Source organism: Mesorhizobium sp. M2C.T.Ca.TU.002.02.1.1, assembly GCF_003997225.1.
In genome coordinates this window covers 1-18,078 of the sequence record NZ_RZTO01000024.1, presented here as the reverse complement: position 1 = coordinate 18,078, position 18,078 = coordinate 1, and the positions used below count along the sequence as shown (strand labels likewise).

At 65.5% G+C, this 18,078-nt stretch carries 17 protein-coding genes; 14 read left to right on the top strand and 3 right to left on the bottom strand.

Features of this window, described 5'->3' with window-relative positions; all coding sequences use genetic code 11:
- The 5 genes from EOD07_RS02595 to EOD07_RS02570 all read left to right on the top strand — a co-directional run.
- A partial coding sequence (locus EOD07_RS02595) for an ATP-binding cassette domain-containing protein (RefSeq protein WP_127233838.1) occupies positions 1 to 424 on the top strand: 424 nt, incomplete at its 5' end.
- Positions 417 to 2,636: an ABC transporter permease gene (locus tag EOD07_RS02590; RefSeq protein ID WP_127233837.1), complete on the top strand. Its 2,220-nt coding sequence runs from the start codon at positions 417 to 419 to the stop codon at positions 2,634 to 2,636. The genes EOD07_RS02595 and EOD07_RS02590, both read left to right, overlap by 8 nt.
- Before the next feature lie 81 nt (positions 2,637 to 2,717).
- Entirely contained in the window at positions 2,718 to 4,904 is a 2,187-nt protein-coding gene (locus EOD07_RS02585; protein WP_127233836.1) for a flotillin family protein, read from the top strand.
- Between the two features lie 300 nt (positions 4,905 to 5,204).
- On the top strand, positions 5,205 to 5,642 hold the full coding sequence (locus EOD07_RS02575) for an SRPBCC family protein (RefSeq protein WP_040990638.1): 438 nt from the start codon (positions 5,205 to 5,207) through the stop codon (positions 5,640 to 5,642).
- Positions 5,643 to 5,651: 9 nt separating this feature from the next.
- A complete protein-coding gene (locus EOD07_RS02570) occupies positions 5,652 to 7,187 on the top strand; it encodes a zinc-binding dehydrogenase (protein WP_127233835.1) in 1,536 nt (511 codons plus the stop codon).
- A 30-nt stretch (positions 7,188 to 7,217) separates the two neighbouring features.
- On the opposite strand, the gene EOD07_RS02565 is transcribed toward EOD07_RS02570, so the two are convergent.
- Positions 7,218 to 8,105 (bottom strand): polysaccharide deacetylase, encoded by an 888-nt coding sequence (locus EOD07_RS02565; RefSeq protein ID WP_127233834.1) that lies wholly within the window; start codon positions 8,103 to 8,105, stop codon positions 7,218 to 7,220.
- 103 nt (positions 8,106 to 8,208) lie between these two features.
- Here EOD07_RS02565 and EOD07_RS02560 point away from each other — a divergent pair, with 103 nt between their 5' ends.
- From EOD07_RS02560 to EOD07_RS02550, 3 genes are read left to right on the top strand one after another with little or no spacing between them, the layout of a single operon-like run.
- Positions 8,209 to 8,946, top strand: a complete 738-nt coding sequence (locus EOD07_RS02560; protein WP_127233833.1) for an SDR family oxidoreductase — start codon at positions 8,209 to 8,211, stop codon at positions 8,944 to 8,946.
- Entirely contained in the window at positions 8,943 to 9,668 is a 726-nt protein-coding gene (locus tag EOD07_RS02555) for an SDR family NAD(P)-dependent oxidoreductase (protein ID WP_127233832.1), read from the top strand. Before EOD07_RS02560 ends, EOD07_RS02555 begins: the two co-directional genes overlap by 4 nt.
- Positions 9,665 to 10,576: a MurR/RpiR family transcriptional regulator gene (locus EOD07_RS02550; protein ID WP_164772036.1), complete on the top strand. Its 912-nt coding sequence runs from the start codon at positions 9,665 to 9,667 to the stop codon at positions 10,574 to 10,576. The genes EOD07_RS02555 and EOD07_RS02550 overlap by 4 nt, the downstream gene beginning before the upstream one ends.
- On the opposite strand, the gene EOD07_RS02545 is transcribed toward EOD07_RS02550, so the two are convergent.
- The gene (locus EOD07_RS02545; protein ID WP_127233830.1) at positions 10,570 to 11,877 is read right to left on the bottom strand and encodes a glutamine synthetase family protein; all 1,308 of its coding nucleotides are present in this window, start codon (positions 11,875 to 11,877) and stop codon (positions 10,570 to 10,572) included. The two genes, EOD07_RS02550 and EOD07_RS02545, sit on opposite strands and share 7 nt — an antisense overlap.
- A complete protein-coding gene (locus tag EOD07_RS02540) occupies positions 11,874 to 12,722 on the bottom strand; it encodes a MurR/RpiR family transcriptional regulator (RefSeq protein ID WP_040990632.1) in 849 nt (282 codons plus the stop codon). The genes EOD07_RS02545 and EOD07_RS02540 overlap by 4 nt, the downstream gene beginning before the upstream one ends.
- Before the next feature lie 101 nt (positions 12,723 to 12,823).
- Here EOD07_RS02540 and EOD07_RS02535 point away from each other — a divergent pair, with 101 nt between their 5' ends.
- The 6 genes from EOD07_RS02535 to EOD07_RS02510 all read left to right on the top strand — a co-directional run.
- Positions 12,824 to 13,600 (top strand): N-formylglutamate amidohydrolase, encoded by a 777-nt coding sequence (locus EOD07_RS02535; RefSeq protein ID WP_127233829.1) that lies wholly within the window; start codon positions 12,824 to 12,826, stop codon positions 13,598 to 13,600.
- Between the two features lie 3 nt (positions 13,601 to 13,603).
- On the top strand, positions 13,604 to 14,251 hold the full coding sequence (locus EOD07_RS02530; protein WP_040990630.1) for an isochorismatase family cysteine hydrolase: 648 nt from the start codon (positions 13,604 to 13,606) through the stop codon (positions 14,249 to 14,251).
- A complete protein-coding gene (locus tag EOD07_RS02525; RefSeq protein WP_127233828.1) occupies positions 14,248 to 15,558 on the top strand; it encodes an ArgE/DapE family deacylase in 1,311 nt (436 codons plus the stop codon). Before EOD07_RS02530 ends, EOD07_RS02525 begins: the two co-directional genes overlap by 4 nt.
- Positions 15,559 to 15,603: 45 nt before the next feature.
- Positions 15,604 to 16,836 carry an ABC transporter substrate-binding protein gene (locus tag EOD07_RS02520; protein ID WP_127233827.1) on the top strand — a complete coding sequence of 411 codons (1,233 nt, stop codon included), beginning with the start codon at positions 15,604 to 15,606 and terminating at the stop codon, positions 16,834 to 16,836.
- Positions 16,837 to 16,845: 9 nt separating this feature from the next.
- Entirely contained in the window at positions 16,846 to 17,580 is a 735-nt protein-coding gene (locus EOD07_RS02515; RefSeq protein ID WP_127233826.1) for an ABC transporter ATP-binding protein, read from the top strand.
- A partial coding sequence (locus EOD07_RS02510; RefSeq protein WP_127233825.1) for an ATP-binding cassette domain-containing protein occupies positions 17,577 to 18,078 on the top strand: 502 nt, incomplete at its 3' end. The genes EOD07_RS02515 and EOD07_RS02510, both read left to right, overlap by 4 nt.

Sequence of the window (18,078 nt, the reverse complement as noted above, 5' to 3'; positions counted from 1 at the left end):
GCGCCGGCGGTTCTCGCTGCTGAGGCCCGCCGCTGCCGACGTCAACATGGTGCAGGCGCGATCGATCCTCGAGGCTGTCCATCTCGAGGCCCATCGCGACGCCTTGGTGGCGACGCTAAGCCACGGCCAACAGCGCCAACTGGAAATCGCGCTGGCGCTTGCCGGCGCGCCGCGCTTCATCCTGTTCGACGAACCGGCGGCGGGTCTTTCGCCGACCGAGCGGCGCGACCTCGTCGCCATCCTCAACGCGCTGCCGAAGCATATCGGCTTCATCATCATCGAGCACGATCTCGACGTCGCGCTGCGCGTGGCGGACTACGTGTCGATGATGCACAATGGGCACCTGTTCAAGGAAGGCACGCCGCAGGAAATCGAGGCCGATCCGGAGGTCCAGCAGATCTATCTCGGAGGCAAGCATGGCTGAACGCTCCGCCGGCAAAGGCGCCAGGGCGGTGCTGAAGATAGAAGACCTGCAGGTCTTCTATGGCGAGAGCCATGCGCTGCAGGGGATTTCGCTGACGCTGGAAAGCGGCGTGCTTTCCGTCGTCGGCCGCAACGGCATGGGCAAGTCGACGCTGTGCAACACCATCGTCGGACTGAAGCGTGCGCGCTCCGGCTCGATCCGCTTCGACGGCCGCGAGATCACCGCGCTCGAGCCGCACGAGATCCATCGCCTCGGCGTCGGCTATGTCCCGCAAGGGCGTCGCGTCTGGCCGAGCCTGACGGTCGACGAGCATCTGCGCCTTGCCTCCGGGAGCCGGCGCGACGCCGCCTGGACGGTCGAGCGCGTCTACCAGACTTTTCCACGCCTGGCGGAGCGGCGGCACAATGGCGGATCGCAGCTCTCGGGAGGCGAGCAGCAGATGCTCGCCATCTCGCGCGCGCTTCTCAGCGACCCGAAACTCCTGGTGATGGACGAGCCGACCGAGGGCCTGGCGCCGATCATCGTCGACCAGGTCGAAAAGATGCTCGTCGACCTTGCCGCGGAAGGCGAGATGGCGGTGCTCGTCATCGAGCAGAATATCGGCGTCGCGACCGCCGTCTCCAGCCAGGTCGCGATCATGGTCAACGGCCGCATCAACCGGCTGATGGAGGCGGCAGCGCTGGCCGCCGACCGCGATTTGCAGCAGCGGCTGCTGGGCGTCGGACGCCATGCCGAGGAAGCGCCAGTCACGCCGGCGGAAGCGGCGCAGGCAAAGGAGCAATTAGCGGCGGTCTATCGCGTCGACCGCGCGGCGGTCGGATCGGCCGAGCCGGCGGTGCATGACGGCGTCTACCGCCCTGTCACCCAATTGCCCAACCGCTGGAACGTGCCGGTCACCGAACTGAGGCAGGCGGCTGTCGACAAGGCCGCGCCCCAGGACGACCCGAGGAAGGTCTTCGCCGTCCCCTTTGCCGAGCGCATCGGCAAAACCGTGCTGGTCGTCGGCACCTTCGATACCAAGGGCAAGGAATTGCGCTTCGTCGCCGACCGGCTGAAGTCGCTCGGACTGCCCGTCCGCACCGTCGACCTGTCGACATCGGGAAAGCCGTCGAGCGCGGACGTGCCCGCCATGCAGGTGGCCGGCATGCATATCCGCGGGTCCTCGGCCGTCTTCACCGACGATCGGGGCGGCTCGGTCAGCGCCATGGCGGAGGCCTTCGCCCGCTGGATCGAACGGGAGCCGCGCATCGGCGGCATCATTTCTGCCGGCGGCTCGGGCGGCACGACGCTGGCAACGGCTGGCATGCGGGTCCTGCCGGTCGGCATCCCCAAGCTGATGGTCTCGACTGTGGCTGCGGGCGACGTCGCCAAATATGTCGGCGGCGCCGACATCATGATGTTCCATTCGGTCGCCGACGTTCAGGGGCTGAATTCCATCACCGAGCAGGTGCTGTCCAACGCCGCGCATGCCATGGCTGGCATGGTCGCGCAGTTGCCCAATGCGGAAGCGTGGGAAGCAAAGCGCAAGCTGGCGCGGCCGGCCGTCGGCATTACCATGTTCGGCGTCACCACGCCGGCCGTGCAGGCAGTGACGAAGCGGCTCGAAGCCGACTATGACTGCCTCGTCTTCCACGCCACCGGCATCGGCGGGCGAGCCATGGAGAATCTCGGCGACTCGCGCCTGCTGTCGGCCTTCCTCGACCTGACGACAACGGAAGTGGCCGACATGATCGTCGGCGGCGTGTTCCCCGCGACAGAGGATCGCTTTGGCGCCGCCATCCGCAGCGGCCTTCCCTATGTCGGATCGACGGGAGCGCTGGACATGGTCAATTTCGGCCCACGCGACAGCGTGCCGGAGAAGTTCCGCGGCCGCAAATTCGTCATCCACAATCCCAATGTCACGCTGATGCGCACGACGCGCGACGAGAACCGCGCTTTCGGCGAGTGGATCGGCGCGCGGCTCAACGCCATGAACGGCCCGGTACGCTTCCTGCTGCCCGAAGGCGGCGTCTCGATGCTCGACGCGCCCGGCCAGCCCTTTCACGATCCGGAAGCCGACAACGCGCTGTTCGAAGCGATCGAAAAGACCGTTCGCCCGACGCCGTTGCGCCATGTCGAGCGGGTGCGCGCCAACATCAACGACACGCCTTTCGTCGATGCGGTGATCGGCGCGTTCAACGCGATCGGCCCAAAGCTGCAGAGGCGGGCATGACGAATTGGGCTTTACCTGACGGCGGACGGACCTTTGAATTGGCGCCTGGCGCCGACCGGATTGTGTAGGGGAGAATAAATCATGGACGCGCAGAGCTTTGGCGCTTTCCTGTTGTGGCTGATCGTTGCCGCGGTCGTCGTGGTGATCGCCGTCTACATCCTGCGGTGGCTCTACCGCCGCTCGACGAAGGAGACGGCGTTCGTGCGCACCGGCTTCCTGGGCGAGAAGGTGGTGGTGAACGGCGGCGCCTTCGTCATCCCCGTCCTGCATGAAATCACCCCGGTCAACATGAACGTGCTGCGCATCGAGGTGCGCCGCGAGGAGGCGCTGGCGCTGATCACCAGGAACCGCATGCGCGTCGACCTCATCGCAGAGTTCTTCGTCCGCGTCGGCGCGAGCCGCGAGTTCGTCGCGGCCGCGGCGCAGACGCTTGGTCGCCGCACGCTGCAGCCCGACAATCTGCGCGAATTGCTGGAGGGCAAGTTCGCCGGCGCCATGCGCACCGTCGCCGCCCAGATGACGCTGGAAGAGATGCATGAGCTGCGCGGCGACTATGCCGAAAAGGTCCGGGCGCTCGCCTCGGATTCGCTGGCCGCCAACGGGCTCGAGCTGGAGAGCGTCGCCATCGTCGATCTCGACCAGACCAGCCTGGAATATTTCGACCCGTCCAATGCCTTCGATGCCGAGGGCCTGACGCAGCTGACGGAATCCATCGAGACCAGGCGCCGCATGCGCAACGAGATCGAGCAGCGCACCCTGGTCGATATCCGCAACCAGAACCTCGACACGCAGCGCAAGGTGCTGGAGATCGAGCGCGACACCGAATATGCGCGCCTCGAACAGGAGCGCGAGGTGGAGATAAGGCGCGCGGCGCAGCGCTCCGAGCTCGCCAGGGAACGGGCCGTGCGCGACCAGGAAGCCGAGCAGGCGCAGCTTTCCGCGCGCGAGGCGGTGGAGAAATCGCGCCTCGCCCAGGAGCGCAGCATCACCGAGGAACGCATCCGCAGCGAGGAAGACACGCAGCGCCGCGAGATCGCGCGCCGCCGCGCGCTCGACGAGGCCGAGATGAAGATGCGCGAATTGACCGAGCGCGAGCAGATCGCTCTCGGACTTTCGCTGGAGAAGGCGCGCATCGAGCGCGAAGGCGCTGAGAGCGGGCTCGAGATCGAGCGCAAGAAGTCGCTCGAGATCGCCGAGCTCGAACGCCAGATCGCACTGGCCGAAAAGGCGCTCGAGGTGACCAGGGCGGAGGCGGAGAAGCGCCGCGCCGAGATCGTCGAGAACCAGGCGACCGAGACCGCGCGGATCGAGCAGGAACGCGCCGTCGACGAGGTGCGGATCGCCAGGGAGCGCCATCTCGAAGCGCTGCAGATCGCCAAGCGCCAGGCCTTCGAGGAAGCCGAGATCGCAGCGGCCGAGGAGGTGGAGCGGGCGCGCATCACCACCGAGCGCGGCATCGAGGAAGCCAAGCTCGTCAAGGAGCGCGAGCTGCGCCAGCTCGCCGTCGACCGCGACCAGAAGGTCGAGATCGCCGAAATCCAGAAGGCCATCGACATCGCGAAGAAAACGCAGGAACGTTCCTCGGCTATCGCCGCTTCGGAAGCCGTCCGCGCCAAGGCCGTCCAGGCCGAGGAACAGGCCCTGACCGCCCGCGAACGCGAGATCGCGGAGCGCCGCAAGCTGACCGACCTGATCGCCGCTCAACGCGAGGCGGAGCGCGAGGCGCTTCGCGTGACGGCCGCCGCCGAGGCCGAGATGAAGGCCGCGAAGAGCCTGGCGGAGGCGCAGAAGATCGCGGCCGTCGCCGCCGCGGAAGCGGAAAAGATCCACGCCCTTGCCGCCGCCCAGCGCTACGAAGTCGACGCGACCGGCCATCGGCAGATCAACGAAGCGGAGAACCTTCTTTCCAGCGAAGCGCGCGCCGGGCGCCTGCGCGGCAAACTGCTCGATCACATGGAAGGCATCATCCGCGAGAGCGTCAAGCCGATGGAAAAGATCGACGGCATCAAGATCCTGCATGTCGACGGCATCAATGGCGGGGCGGGCGGCAACCGCAACGTCACCGACGAGGTGATCGATTCGGCGCTGCGTTACCGTGTGCAGGCGCCGATGATCGACAATCTGATGAAGGAGATCGGCATCGAGGGGGGCTCGCTCGGACGGATGACCGACGTGCTGCGCGACGCCAAGGACATTTCCAACCTCGCCCGTGACAAGAAAGGCAAAGGCAAGACCGCCAAGGACGATGATGACGACCGCGACCATTGAGACGAGGGCGGTGTTTCCCCCCGCTTCGTCGGGGCGTGCTGGACGACGTCCTGCGCCCGATTGCCGTGCTGCATCGGTTCGCGATGATGGCCAAGTGGTTCCCCCACTCCGTCACTGCTTCGCAGCGCCACCTCTCCCCCCTCCGGAGGGAGAGGAAGGTAGCCGGCCGCGGACGGTTCGTACCCTTCCTCTCCCCCGTCGATCGGGGGAGAGGTGTCGAGCGAAGCTCGACGGAGTGGGGGTCGATCTGGCGCGGCGCGAGACAATACATGCGCGCATGCCCATAGCTGGCTCCCAAGCATGACCAAGGTCTACGTCTCCTCGGTCATCCCGGCTCCGGCCGCGGACGTCTGGAACGTCGTGCGCGACTTCAACGGCTTGCCGGGCTGGGCGCCTTTCGTGGCCGAGAGCCGCATCGAGCAGAACGCGCATGCCGACCGGATCGGCTGCATCCGCAATTTCACGCTCAAGGACGGCGGACGGATCCGCGAGAAACTGCTGGCGCTGTCGGACTACGACCTCTCCTGCAGCTATGCGATCCTGGAAAGCCCGATGCCGGTGGAGAACTATGTCGCCACCCTGTCGCTGACGCCGATAACCGACGGCAATATGACGCTGGCCGAATGGCAGGCGGAATTCGATTGCACGCCTGAGCGCGAGGCGGCGCTGACGCGGCAGATCGGCGGCGGCGTGTTCCAGGCCGCGTTCACCGCGTTGAAGCAGCGCTTCGGGCGCTGACCGCCGCGCATGGTCCAGGTCCGCCAGAGCACGATCATCGATGCCCCGATCGAGGAGGTCTGGGCGATCCTGCGCGATTTCAACGGCCACGACCGCTGGCACCCGGCCATCGCGGCGAGCGAGATCGACGGCGGCGAGCCGGCCGACGCGGTCGGCGCCGTGCGCCATTTCCGCCTGGCCGACGGCGGCGAACTGCGCGAGCAGCTTTTGGCGCTGTCCGACAAGGACCGCCGGCTGAGCTACTGCCTGCTCGAAGCGCCGCTGCCATTGATGGGCTATGTCGCGTCGATAAGGCTGAAGCCGGTGACCGACGGCAACGCCACCTTCTGGGAATGGCGCTCCGAATTCCACCCGCCGGCGCATCGCCGCGACGAGCTGGTGAAGCTGGTCGCCGAAGACATCTATCGCGCCGGCTTTGCCGCGATCCGCAATCTGCTGGGGCGCCGCGCCGCCGCCACGCCGGCCGAGGCGAGGCCTTCGCCGGCGATCATGCCGTCGAGGCCAACAGGCGTTGCGGCCCGCCCGGTCCCCTCACCGGCGATCCTCGCACCGTCCCGGGACATGGCAGAAACGACGCGCGCGATCCTCGTCGAGCGCTATGGCGGGCCGGACGTGCTGCAGCTGAAGGAGATCGCATTGCCGCCGCCGGCGCCCGGCGAGGTGCGGATCCGCCACACGGCGATCGGTGTCAACTTCATCGACGTCTATTGCCGCACCGGCTTCTTCGATCTCATGCGGCTGCCCGGCGTGCCCGGCATGGAAGCGGCAGGTGTCATCGAGGCTGTCGGCGCGGCGATCTCCGGCCTGTCGGTCGGCGATCGGGTGGCCTATGCCTGCCCGCCTGTCGGCGCCTATGCCGAGCGCCGCAACGTGACGGCCGACCTGTTGGTGCGCCTGTCGGACGACATACCGGACGAAGCCGCCGCCGCGAGCCTGCTCAAGGGCGTGTCGGCCAGCTTCCTGCTGCATGACGTCCATGCCGTTCGGCCGGGCGAGGTCGTGCTCATCCACGCCGCCGCCGGCGGCATCGGCCAATTGCTGGTGCAATGGGCGCGCCATCTCGGCGCCACCGTGATTGCAACCGTGTCGAGCGACGACAAGGCGCGCATCGTCGAGCGGCTCGGCGCGCACCATGTCATCGTCTACTCCCGGGAGGATTTCAGCGAGGCGGTCATTCGGCTGACCGCCGGCGCAGGCGCCAACGTCATCTACGACGCCGTCGGCGCCGATACTTTCGCCGGCTCGCTCGCTGCCCTTGCCGTGCGCGGTCATCTCGTCAGCTTCGGCCAGGCGTCGGGTCCGGTCGGCAGTTGGGACATCGACCGCCTGGCCTCGAAGTCGATCACCGTTTCGCGGCCCAATTATGCGCATTACACCGATACGCCCGAGAAGCTCGCGCCGCATGTCGACCGCTTCTTTACGGCCTTTCGCCAGCGCGCCGTCAGGGTCGGGCAGCCCGCGGCCTATGGCCTGGCCAATGCCGCGGACGCCCACCGGGACCTGGAAGCCCGCAGGACCAGCGGGGCGATCGTTCTGGTGCCGTAGCCACCACCAGCCGGGCCGCTCGTGCGCTCGTCAGAGCGATGCGAAGCTGTTGACGCCGGTGCGCATCGGGTTTTCCGATTTCCACTTTTCGAGCGGGTTCTCCGCTTTCCATTCGGCGGCATAAGCGCCGAGCGTGGTGAAATGCACGCCCGCGCAGGCTTTCATGCGCTGGATCAGCCGGTCGAGCATCATGATGCGGTGGCCGCGGCCGATGAATTCGGGATGCATGGTGAGCGTGTAGATGCCGCCCTTGCAGTTCTGAAGCGCGTACTGGAAGTCATCCCACCAGATTTCCTCGATGTCGCGCGGATTGGAATAGCCCTGGTTCCAGCCGGCGACGACCTCGAAGGCCGGGTAGTCGTCCAACCCCCAGGTTACCGGAAGCTCGACGAGTTCGGTCACCGGGCCGAAGGTGTATGGCTCGTCAAGGCCCCACTTGTCGTGCTTGCGCAGATAGTAGGGGTGGAAATCATGCGCCATGCAGCTTGAGTCATAGAGGAAGCCGAACTCTTCCAGAAGCTCGACGGTGTTCTCGCTGAAATCCCAGGCGGGCGAACGGTAGCCGGCCGGACTGATGTCGAGCTTCCTGTAGGCGGCGAGGCCGTTCTCGATGATGCGGCGCTCATTGTCCCTGTCGAACTTCGCCGGGTTCTCATGCACCCAGCCGTGATGGCCGAATTCGTGGCCGTCGTCGCGGATCGCCCGGACGAGGTCGGGAAAAGCGAGAATGTTGTGGCCGGGAATGCAGAAGGTTCCGGGAATGTCGTGCTTCTTCAGGAGGGATAGCACACGCGGCGTCGCCACGACCGTGAATTCGCCGCGCGACACCATGGATGGATTGCGGCTTTCCATGGTCCCGATCCACGCCGAAGGGCCGTCGACGTCGAAAGTGAGGGCCACCGAGAGGTCGTGTTTCATGGCTTTGCAGCTCCCGGACAGAAATGTTGAATTTTTGATATTTTGATGCAAGCTATGGAAATATGTAAAAAATTCAAGGCTGCTTTTTTCGAGGAGTTCCGAGATGCGATTCAAGGACAAGCGCGCCGTCGTCACCGGCGCGGCGAGCGGATTGGGCCTGGCCACGGCGCAGCGGCTTCGCGCCGAGGGCGCCGACGTGCTCTCCGTCGATCGCAATGCCGATCTGGTCGACGCCATGGCCGCGCCCAGGCTGCTGATCGACATCGCATCGAAGGAAGCGCCGGAAGCGATCGTGCGGACGGCGATGGACACGCTCGGCGGCATCGACTTCCTCATCAACAATGCCGGCCTCGGCCGTCTCATCACGCTTGAGGAGAGCGACGACGACTATATCGACGACACCATGGCCATCAATCTGCGCGCCACGATCCGCCTCACGCGCGAGGCGCTGCGCGTGATCAGCCGGCCGGGCGGCTCGATCGTCAACATCGCGTCGATCTTCGGCGAGGCTGGCTTCCCGCGCTCGGTGATCTACGGCACGACCAAGGGCGCGATCGCGCAGTTCACCCGCAACGTGGCGGCGGACGTTACCCAGCATGGCGTCCGCGTCAACGCGATCGCGCCGGGGCTCATCGAAACGCCGAGCAACCGCGAATTCGTCCAGAACGATGCCTGGTACAAGCGCAACATGATCGACACCATCCCGGCCCGCCGCAGCGGCCAGCCGCCGGAGATCGCTTCGGTCGTCGCCTTCCTCTGCTCGGACGATGCGTCCTATGTCAGCGGCCAGGTGCTGGCCGTCGACGGCGGCTGGCTCGGCACGCGCGGGATCTACGCATGAGCGGCGAGCTTGACGGCCGCGTCGCCATCGTCACCGGCGCCGCCGGCGGCATGGGCGGCGCGATAACCCAGGCGTATCTTGCGGCCGGATGCCGCGTCGTAGCCACCGACCTGAAGCCGCACCAGCTTCCCGAAGCCGGCGGCGCCCTGTCGTGCCTGGCGCATGACGCATCGAGCGAAAGCGACTGGCGCAGCGCCGTCGCTGAAGCGGTCGGCCGTTTCGGGCGGATCGATATCCTGGTCAACAATGCCGCCTATTTCGAGCCGGCGCCCTTCATCGACACGTCGGCGGACGACATGGATGCGCATTACCGGGTGAACCAACGCGGGGTGCTGATCGGCATGCAGTCGGTCCTGCCCGCCATGCGCGCCGCGGAGCGCGGAACGATCATCAACATCTGCTCGGTGGCTGCGCTCAGCGGCTCGACGGGGGCCTTCGCCTACATGTCGACCAAATGGGCGATCCGCGGCATGAGCCGGGCGGCCGCGCGTGAACTCGCCCCGTTCGCCATCCGCGTGAACGCCATCATGCCGGGCCTGATCGACACGGCGATGATGGCGCGCAACCCGCCGGAGCGGAATGCCGGCATCATCGGCGCCATCCCCGCCGGCCGCGCGGGACGATGCGCGGAAGTCGCCGAGGCGGCACTTTATCTGGCGAGCGACCGCTCCGCCTATCTGACTGGCTCCGAGATCGTCGTCGACGGGGGCCTCTCCGCATGACGATACGGGAGCGCCTGACGGCTGAGGATTTCGTCTTCACCAATTCGGAAAAGAAGGTCGTCCGCGAGCTCCTGAACAACTATCCTTCCGCCGCGCTGGTCTCGGCATCGCATCTCGCGCGCTGCGCCGGGGTCAGCGATCCGACGGTGGCGCGGCTCGCCAACAAGCTGGGCTATGAGCGCTTCGCCGACATGCAGCAGGCGCTGCTCGACGAGGTGGCGTCCCACCTCAATTCGCCGATGACGATGCTGTCTTCGTCGAGCAGGTCGCTCGGCAGCGGCGAGCTGTGGCAAGACTACCTGCAGGCCGTCACACGCGACCTGAGCGTCATGGGACAGGAAATCCTGCCGGCCCAGTTCGCCGATGCGGTCGACATGATCAGCGACCCCAAGCTGCGCTTGAGCTGCCTTGGCGGCCGCGTCAGCGGCTTTCTCGCAGCGATGCTGCAATGGCATCTGCAGCAGATCCGGCCCGGCGTCCACTTGTTGACCCACGATCGATCGCAACTCGCGGACAGGCTCGTGGATTTCGGCAAGCGCGACCTTCTGGTCGTCTTCGACATCAGGCGCTACGAGGTCGACGTCGTGCAGTTTGCCGAAGCCGCCGCGGCGCGCGGCGCGCGGATTATCCTCTTCACCGATCGCTGGCGGTCTCCCATCGCGCAATGGGCAACGATCGTCTTCTCGGCGCCGGTCGAGACCGTGTCGCCCTTCGACACGATGACGCCGTCGCTCGCACTCATGGAAGCGTTGATCGCGGCCGTTGCCCGCAAGCACGGCGATTCATTCGCCAAGCGGATGGAGCGCATCGAAGCCGCCCGCGCGCCCTACAACATCACCGTGGATCAGAAGCCGCTTGCGGCCGCCGCGCCGAACCGCCGCGGCCGCAAGCCAAGAGGGATTCAGTAGACCGCTTCATAGGCCTTGCATTGCTCGAGCACGCTGCGGTCGCCGAGGAACTTCAGTTCGCCGAGCTTGTGGTCACGGTAGACCTCGCAGAAGCCGGCGGGGAACCAGCCGCGCACCGTCTCGTTGGCCATCATCCGCTCGATCGCCTCACTGAGCGATTGCGGCAGCCGCGTGAAGCCGCGGGCGGCGAGCGCCGCTGGATCGAGCAGCGAGAGGTCTTCCTGCGTCGCCCGCGGCGCCTCGAGCTTTTCCACGATGCCCTGCACGCCGGCATGAACGATCGCCGCGAGCGCCAGATGCGGCGACGCGGCGGCGTCGGCCGCGCGGAATTCGATGTTGTACTGCCTGGCCACGCCCTCCGGGTCACGCGCGGTGGTCGGACATATCCGCACCGACGCTTCCCGATCGCGGACACCGAGATTGTTGAAGGCCGCGCTCCAGCGATGCGGCGTCAGCCTGAGATAGGAAACCGACGACGGCGCCGTGAAGGCGACGATGCTGTCGAGATATTTCAGTACGCCCGCGACAAACGCTTGCGTGATCGCGGACATGCCGTGCGGACCATTCTCGTCATAGGTCGCGGGACGGCCGCTGGAGTCCTCGAAGCTGAGATGGATATGGACGCCATTGCCGACGCCGTCGGGATGGCGGATCGGAGTGAAGCTCGCCTCGTCGTCGAAGCGCCGCGCGGTGGCGCGGACCATCTCGCGCAGGACAAGGCCGGCATCGGCCACGCGCACGCCGCGCTCCGGGCTGATCGTCACCTCGTATTGGCCGACGCCGTATTCCTTCATGACCGTGTCCGGCTTCAGGCCGGCCGTCTTGATCGCTGCCATCAGCGTCGCCGCGAATGCCGCCCGGTTGCGATAGCCCTCCATCGAATAGGCGCCGCCGCCTTCGCCGGCCTTGAGATGGAACTCGTGTTCGAAGGCGCCGACCAGCCGGACACCCGCGACATCTTCCAGCTTCTTCAGCGCCGATTTCAGGATGGAGCGCGTGCAGCACTCCCAGGGAGCGCCTTCGAGGGTCAGGATGTCGCCGAGCATGAAGTCCTCGGCGGGGCTGCCATCCTCGAAATCAACCGTCACGCGGCTGTCCCGGTCGGGCACCAGCAGGAGATCGCCGAGCGAACCATACGGGCTTTCGGCAATGGCATCGAAGCAGGTGATCTGCACGTTGGTGGGCGTCCAGCCCACGCCGCGCCCTGCCCGCTTCTCGATGAGATCGAGAGGAAATGCCTTGCCCCGAACGCGCCCCGAAACGTCGCATGTGGCGACGAAGAGCAGGGGTTCCCTTATCATTTTGTCGGCTTCCTTTCCTTGTCCAGCCGCAAGGCGTCCCAGGCGCGGATGCGGCTGCTTGTGGAATTCCAATCGCGTTCGGAAATGTGGGTGATCATGGCGTCCACGGTGACCATGGCGGCGATGTAGGTGTCCCATGCCGTTCCATTGTCGATCGCGAGCGCGATGACCTCGGTCGCCTCGCTGGAGACCGGCGACAACCATTTGTCGGTGAAGAGCAGCACTTCGATGCCGCTCGCCTGCTTGGCCGTGCGCACGAGTTGCTCGAGGCGCGGCTGGTAGCGGCGAAAATCGAACACAACGAAGACGTCGCGCGCCTTCATCCGCAAGATGTATTCGGGCCAGACTTCCGGATCGGGCGGGATATGAAAGACGTCGCGCCGGATCTGGCGCAGATGGCGCGAGAAATGCTGGGCCATGGGGTCGCTGATGCGGCCGCCGATCAGATAGATGGCCCGCCTTTCATCCGCCACCATGCCGCAGATGCGCTCGAACTGCACTTGCGTCAGCGTTGCGGGAAGCGCGCGCACAATCTGGCTCGCGCGTTCGACATAGGCCTCGAGGAAGTTCGCGCCGTGCGAGCTTTTGCTGTGCAGCTCGACCGGCGAGCGATGCCACTCCTTGAGCTCGCCGATCAGCTTGTGCTGGAAATCCTGGTAGCCCTGGCAGCCCAGCTTGGCAACGAAGCGCGTGATCGAGGGCGCCGACACGCCCGTCTTGTCGGCGAGCGTCTGGATCGTCTGCAGCCCGGCAAACGGATAGTCGGCCAACAGCGTCGAGGCCAGCTTGCGCTCAGCCGGCGTCAGCGCGCTCTCAAGCTCTTCGATCTGTGCCCTGAGTTCCATTCCCGCCTTCCTCCCATGCAGAAAAAAATTAGTCAATTGTCATTTTGGATTTGACATTGATGAAAAACTTTCATCATCCTGACCCCAACGAAGAAGGCATCATGAATATTTCCAATCAACCCCAATCGGCGCTCCTCGCCGCATCCGATCCCGCGCCCGTGGAGATCGTCAATCCCGCCGGCAGCGGCGATGTGCTCCTCGTCTGCGAACATGCCGGCCGCGAGATCCCATCCTCCCTGGGCGACCTCGGCATCGCGGCGAGCGAGATGGACAGGCATATCGCCTACGACATCGGCGCGCGCGATCTTGCCTTGATGCTCTCCGAACGCCTCGACGCGCCCCTCGTCGCGCAGCGATACAGCCGGCTGGTCATCGATTGCAACAGGCCGACGGAGGCCGACGACTCCATCCCGCCGGTCAGCGACGGCACCGAAATACCGGCCAACAGGAAGCTCGACGCCCGGCAGCGCGCGCAGCGGGCGACGGAGATTTTCGAGCCGTTCGACCGCGCGCTGGCGGGGGCGATCCGGGACCGCAGGCCGAAGGCCATCTTCGCGATCCACAGCTTCAATCCGGTGCTGCGGGGCGTGTCGAGGCCGTGGGATATCGGCTTCCTCTACAGGAAGGACGCGCGGACGTCCCCGGCGCTCAAACGATATCTGCTCGCGGCGGCGCCGGACCTTTCGATCGGCATGCAGGAGCCTTACGCGATCAGCGATCAATCCGATTGGTTCGTACCGGTGCATGGCGAGCGCAACGGCATCGCCCACAGCCTGATCGAGGTACGCAACGACCACATTTCGCACCCTGAAGGCGTGGCGCGCTTCGCCGGCCTTCTCGCGGGCGCGATCGGCGATTTCATGCAGAAGGGCGACTAAGGAATGGAACTGACACGCAACGTTCCGCTGGTGCCGGAACAATCCTGCATCCTGTTCATCGATGTGCAGAATTTCTCGGCGCATCGCGACGGCGGCGAGTTCAAGGACCTCGGCAAGGCCGAGTTCGAGGAAAAGTACGGCTGGTTCTTCAAGCGCATCCAGAGCGAAACCATCCCGAACATGAAGCGTCTGCTGGATGCCTTCCGCGCCGGCGGGATCGAGGTCATGCACACGACGATCGAAAGCCTGACCAAGGACGGCCGCGACCGCAGCCTGGATTACAAGATCACCGGCTTCCATGTGCCGAAAGGATCCTGGGACGGCAAGGTCATCGACGAACTGGCGCCCGCGGACGACGAGATCTGCCTTCCCAAGACGTCCTCCTCGGTCTTCGTCTCCACGCATATCGACTACATCCTGCGCAATCTCGGCGTGCGCCAGCTCGTGATATCCGGGCTCCTGACCGACCAGTGCGTGGAAAGCGCGGTCCGCGACGCCTGCGACCTTGGATATCTCGTCACCCAGGTGACCGATGCCTGCGCGACTTATTCGCAGGAGCGCCACGACAATTCGCTGCGCACCATCAAGGGCTATTGCCGCCAGGTGACCACCGATCAGCTTCTCGATGAATTGAAAGGGCTCGCGAAATGAGCGACACGATTTCCGCCGTCTGGAAGGCCGTGGAAGAGGACCGGGACTATGTCGTCGGGCTGACCCGGGACATCGTGCGGATACCATCCGTCAATCCGAAGTTTCAGGCCGATCCCGCCATCAACCGCGAGGCCGACGTACAGACCCGTCTCGCCGGCGAACTGGAAGCGCTGGGCTTCGGCGTCGATCGTTGGGACGTATTTCCGGACCGGCCCAACCTGACGGGCGAATGGGCGGGCAGCGACGAGAAGAGCCTTATCCTCTGCGGCCATGTCGACGTCGTGCCGGTGGGCGATCAGTCGAAGTGGAACTGCGATCCCTTCGGCGGCGACATCAAGGATGGCCGCATCTGGGGCCGCGGCGCTGTCGACATGAAGGCCGGCGTCGCCGCCTGCGTGGCGGCGGCCCGCGCGGTCCGCAAGGCGGGCGTCAAGCTCGACGGCCGGCTTGCCATCCACACCGTGGTTGACGAAGAGGCCGGCGGCTTCGGGGCGATGGACCTCGTCAAGCGCTCGCGCCTGGCGAAAAGCGCCATCATCGCCGAGCCGACCTGGGGCAACATCGTGCCGGCCGAAGGCGGACTGACCTGGGTGCGCGTGACGATTTTCGGGCGGCAAGCCCATTCGGGCTGGCGCTTCAATTCGATCTGGCCGCAGCCGCATGTCGAGGGCCGTCTCACACCCGGCGTGAACGCGATCGAGCTCGCTGCGCGATTCCTCGCGGCGTTGCGTGAATTCGAGGCATCGCGTTGCCGCGACAACTGGCATCCGTTGCTGCCTGCCGGTCTTCCAGGCATCAATCCCGGCGTCATCCGCGGCGGTGCCGGCCTGGGGCCTGACGGCACGCCGGCGATCATGACCAATCCCGCCATCATTCCCGACATCGTCACCATCGATCTCGACTACAAATTCATGCCGCAGGAGAAATTCGAGGACGTGAAGGCGGAGTTCGAAAACTTCGTCCACCACTTCGCCGCCTCCGACGCCTGGATGCGGGATCATCCGCCAGCGATCGAGTGGGACCTCTTCGGCCTCAACTTTCCGCCGATGAACACGCCGGTCGACGCACCGATCGTGCAATCGCTCAACAGGCGCGCCACGCAGGCGCAGGCCAAGGCGCCCGTGATCAAGGGTTTCGAAGCTGTCACCGACGCCGCGCATTACGCCGGCGCCGGCGTGGTGCCGGTGATCTACGGACCGGCCGGCGACGGCTTCCACGGCGACAACGAATGCGTGGAGATCGACAGCCTGATCGAGACCACGAAGGTCATCGCCGCGGCCATCATCGACACATGCGGCACCGCCTGAACAGACCGGCCAAAAATCCAACAAAGCAAAATCAAGGGTAACGAAATGATCACCAGACGCGTTCTTATGGGAGCAGTATCGGCCGTGGCGCTCTTTTCCACGTCCGCTTTCGCCTATGGAGACACCGTCAAGCTCGGCGTGCTCGCGCCGCTCACCGGCCCGGCCGCCGCCGACGGACAGGAAATGGTCAACGGCGCCAAGCTTGCCGTCGACGAGCTGAATGCCGCCGGCGGTATCGCCGGCCACACTTTCGAGGTCGTCGTGGCCGATGTCGGCGACGGCAATCCCGACAAGGTCGCGACGGCGGTCGAGCGGCTGCTCGGCGACCACGACATGGGCGGCGTGTTCACCAACTATGCCTCGAGCACCAATTTCGAGATCGAGATGATGGCCGAGCAGGACATGGTCTACATGATCGCCGCCAACTCGCAGCAGACCCACGACATCATCGCGCCGAACCCCGAGAACTTCCCCACCGTATGGTCGCTGACCCCGTCCTATGACGGCTACAACACCGAGATCGTCCCGGTGATCAAGGAGCTGTCGGAGACGGGCAAGATCAAGCTGCCCAACAAGAAGGTCGCGATCATCTCGTCCGACAACCCTTATTCCAAGGGTATCGCGGAAGGCATGGCCAAGGCCTTTGGAGCCGACGGCTGGGAAATCACGCAGAACGATCTCGTGCCGTTCGGCGAAGTCAGCGACTGGCGCGCCTTCCTGGGCAAGGTGCGCAAGGACCCGCCGGCGCTGCTGATCAACACCGACTATCTGTCGGCCAATGCCGCGACCTTCATGACCCAGTTCATGGAGAATCCGACCGACAGCCTCGTCTTCATCCAGTACGCGCCGTCGGTTCCCGAATTCCTGAAGCTGACCAAGGAGAAGTCGTCCGGCGTGGTCTACAACATGCTGGGCGGCCTGCTTTTGTCGCCGAAAAATCCGCGCGCGCAGGAAGTGCTCGACAAGTACAAGGCGAAGTACAACATCGAATCCGGCGGCGCGGGCGCGCTGACCTACGAAGAGGTCATGATCTACGCCGACGCGCTGGCCAAGGTCGGCGACCCGACCAAGCGCAAGGAAGTCGGCGAACAGATCGGCAAGACCGACAAGCAGACCTCGATCGGGCGCATCACCTTCGACCCGGCGACGCATCTGTCGGTGCAGAACACCGACGGCGTTCCGCTGCAGTTCTACCAGATCCAGGACGGCAAGCGCGTCCTCTTCTATCCAGGCAAATATGCGACCGGCGACTTCGTCCAGCCGGCCTGGATGAAGTGACACGGTCCGATGAACGACACGATCCTTGAGGTCGTCGACGCCAGCAAGCACTTCGCCGGGTTGAAGGCCGTCAACGGCGTGAGCTTCGGCGTCACGCGCGGCGAGATCCTGGGCATTGCCGGCCCGAACGGCTCGGGCAAGAGCACGCTCTTCAATCTCATCACCGGCGTGCCCTTCGGCCCGACCTCCGGCGAGATACGCTTCCAGGGCCAGCGGATAGACCGCTGGCCCGCCCATCGCATCGCCCGTGCCGGGCTTGCCCGCACGTTCCAGAAGGATGCGGAATTTCCGGACCTGACGGCCGACGAGACATTGCTGGTCTGCGGCACCTACAACGGCCAGCTCGGCCGCGTCGCGGCGCGGACGCGTTCCGACGAGGTGCTCGGTCTCGTGGGGTTTGCCGACACGCGGCGCGGCATCCCCTCACGCAACCTGTCGGTCTATGAAAAGAAGCAGCTGATGATCGCCTCGGGGCTGATGTCGCGCCCGGCCGTGCTGATGCTCGACGAGCCAGCGTCCGGCCTCACCAAGCCCGAGATCGAGAGCCTGGACAGGCTGCTCGTCGCGGTCAACGCCTCCGGCGTGACCGTGCTCTTGATCGAACATGTTCTCAGCCTGCTGCTTTCGATCTCCCGGCGGCTCATCGTCCTCAACCAGGGTTCGGTCCTGGCCGAAGGCAACCCGGCCGAGGTCGTCCGCAACGAGGCGGTGATCACCGCCTACCTCGGAGGGCGCAAGCAATGATGCCCCTCCTCGACGTCAAGGACGTGCAGGCCGGTTATGGCGACATGCGCGTGCTGCACGGTCTTTCGCTGCACATCGGACCGCAGGAATCGATCGGGCTCTTCGGCCCCAACGGCCATGGCAAGACGACCTTGCTCAAGACCATTTCCAGCCTTGTGCGGCCCACGGCAGGTTCGATCACCTTCGACGGCACCGACATCACCGGCCGCAAGCCGCCGGCCATCGTCGAGGCCGGCCTGATCCACGCGCCGCAGGGCAACACGCTGTTCGGCAACATGCGCATCGCCGAGACGCTCGAACTGGCCGCCTTCAGCAAGCGGGCAAGCAACGGCGCCGAGAAGCGGCTCGATGAAGTCTACGCCCTCTTCCCGCGCCTGGCCGAGCGCAAGACGCAGCTCGCCAAGACCTTGTCGGGCGGCGAGCGGCAGATGCTGTCGATCGGCTGCGCGCTGATGTGCGCGCCGCGCCTTCTGATGCTGGACGAGCCGACGCTCGGCC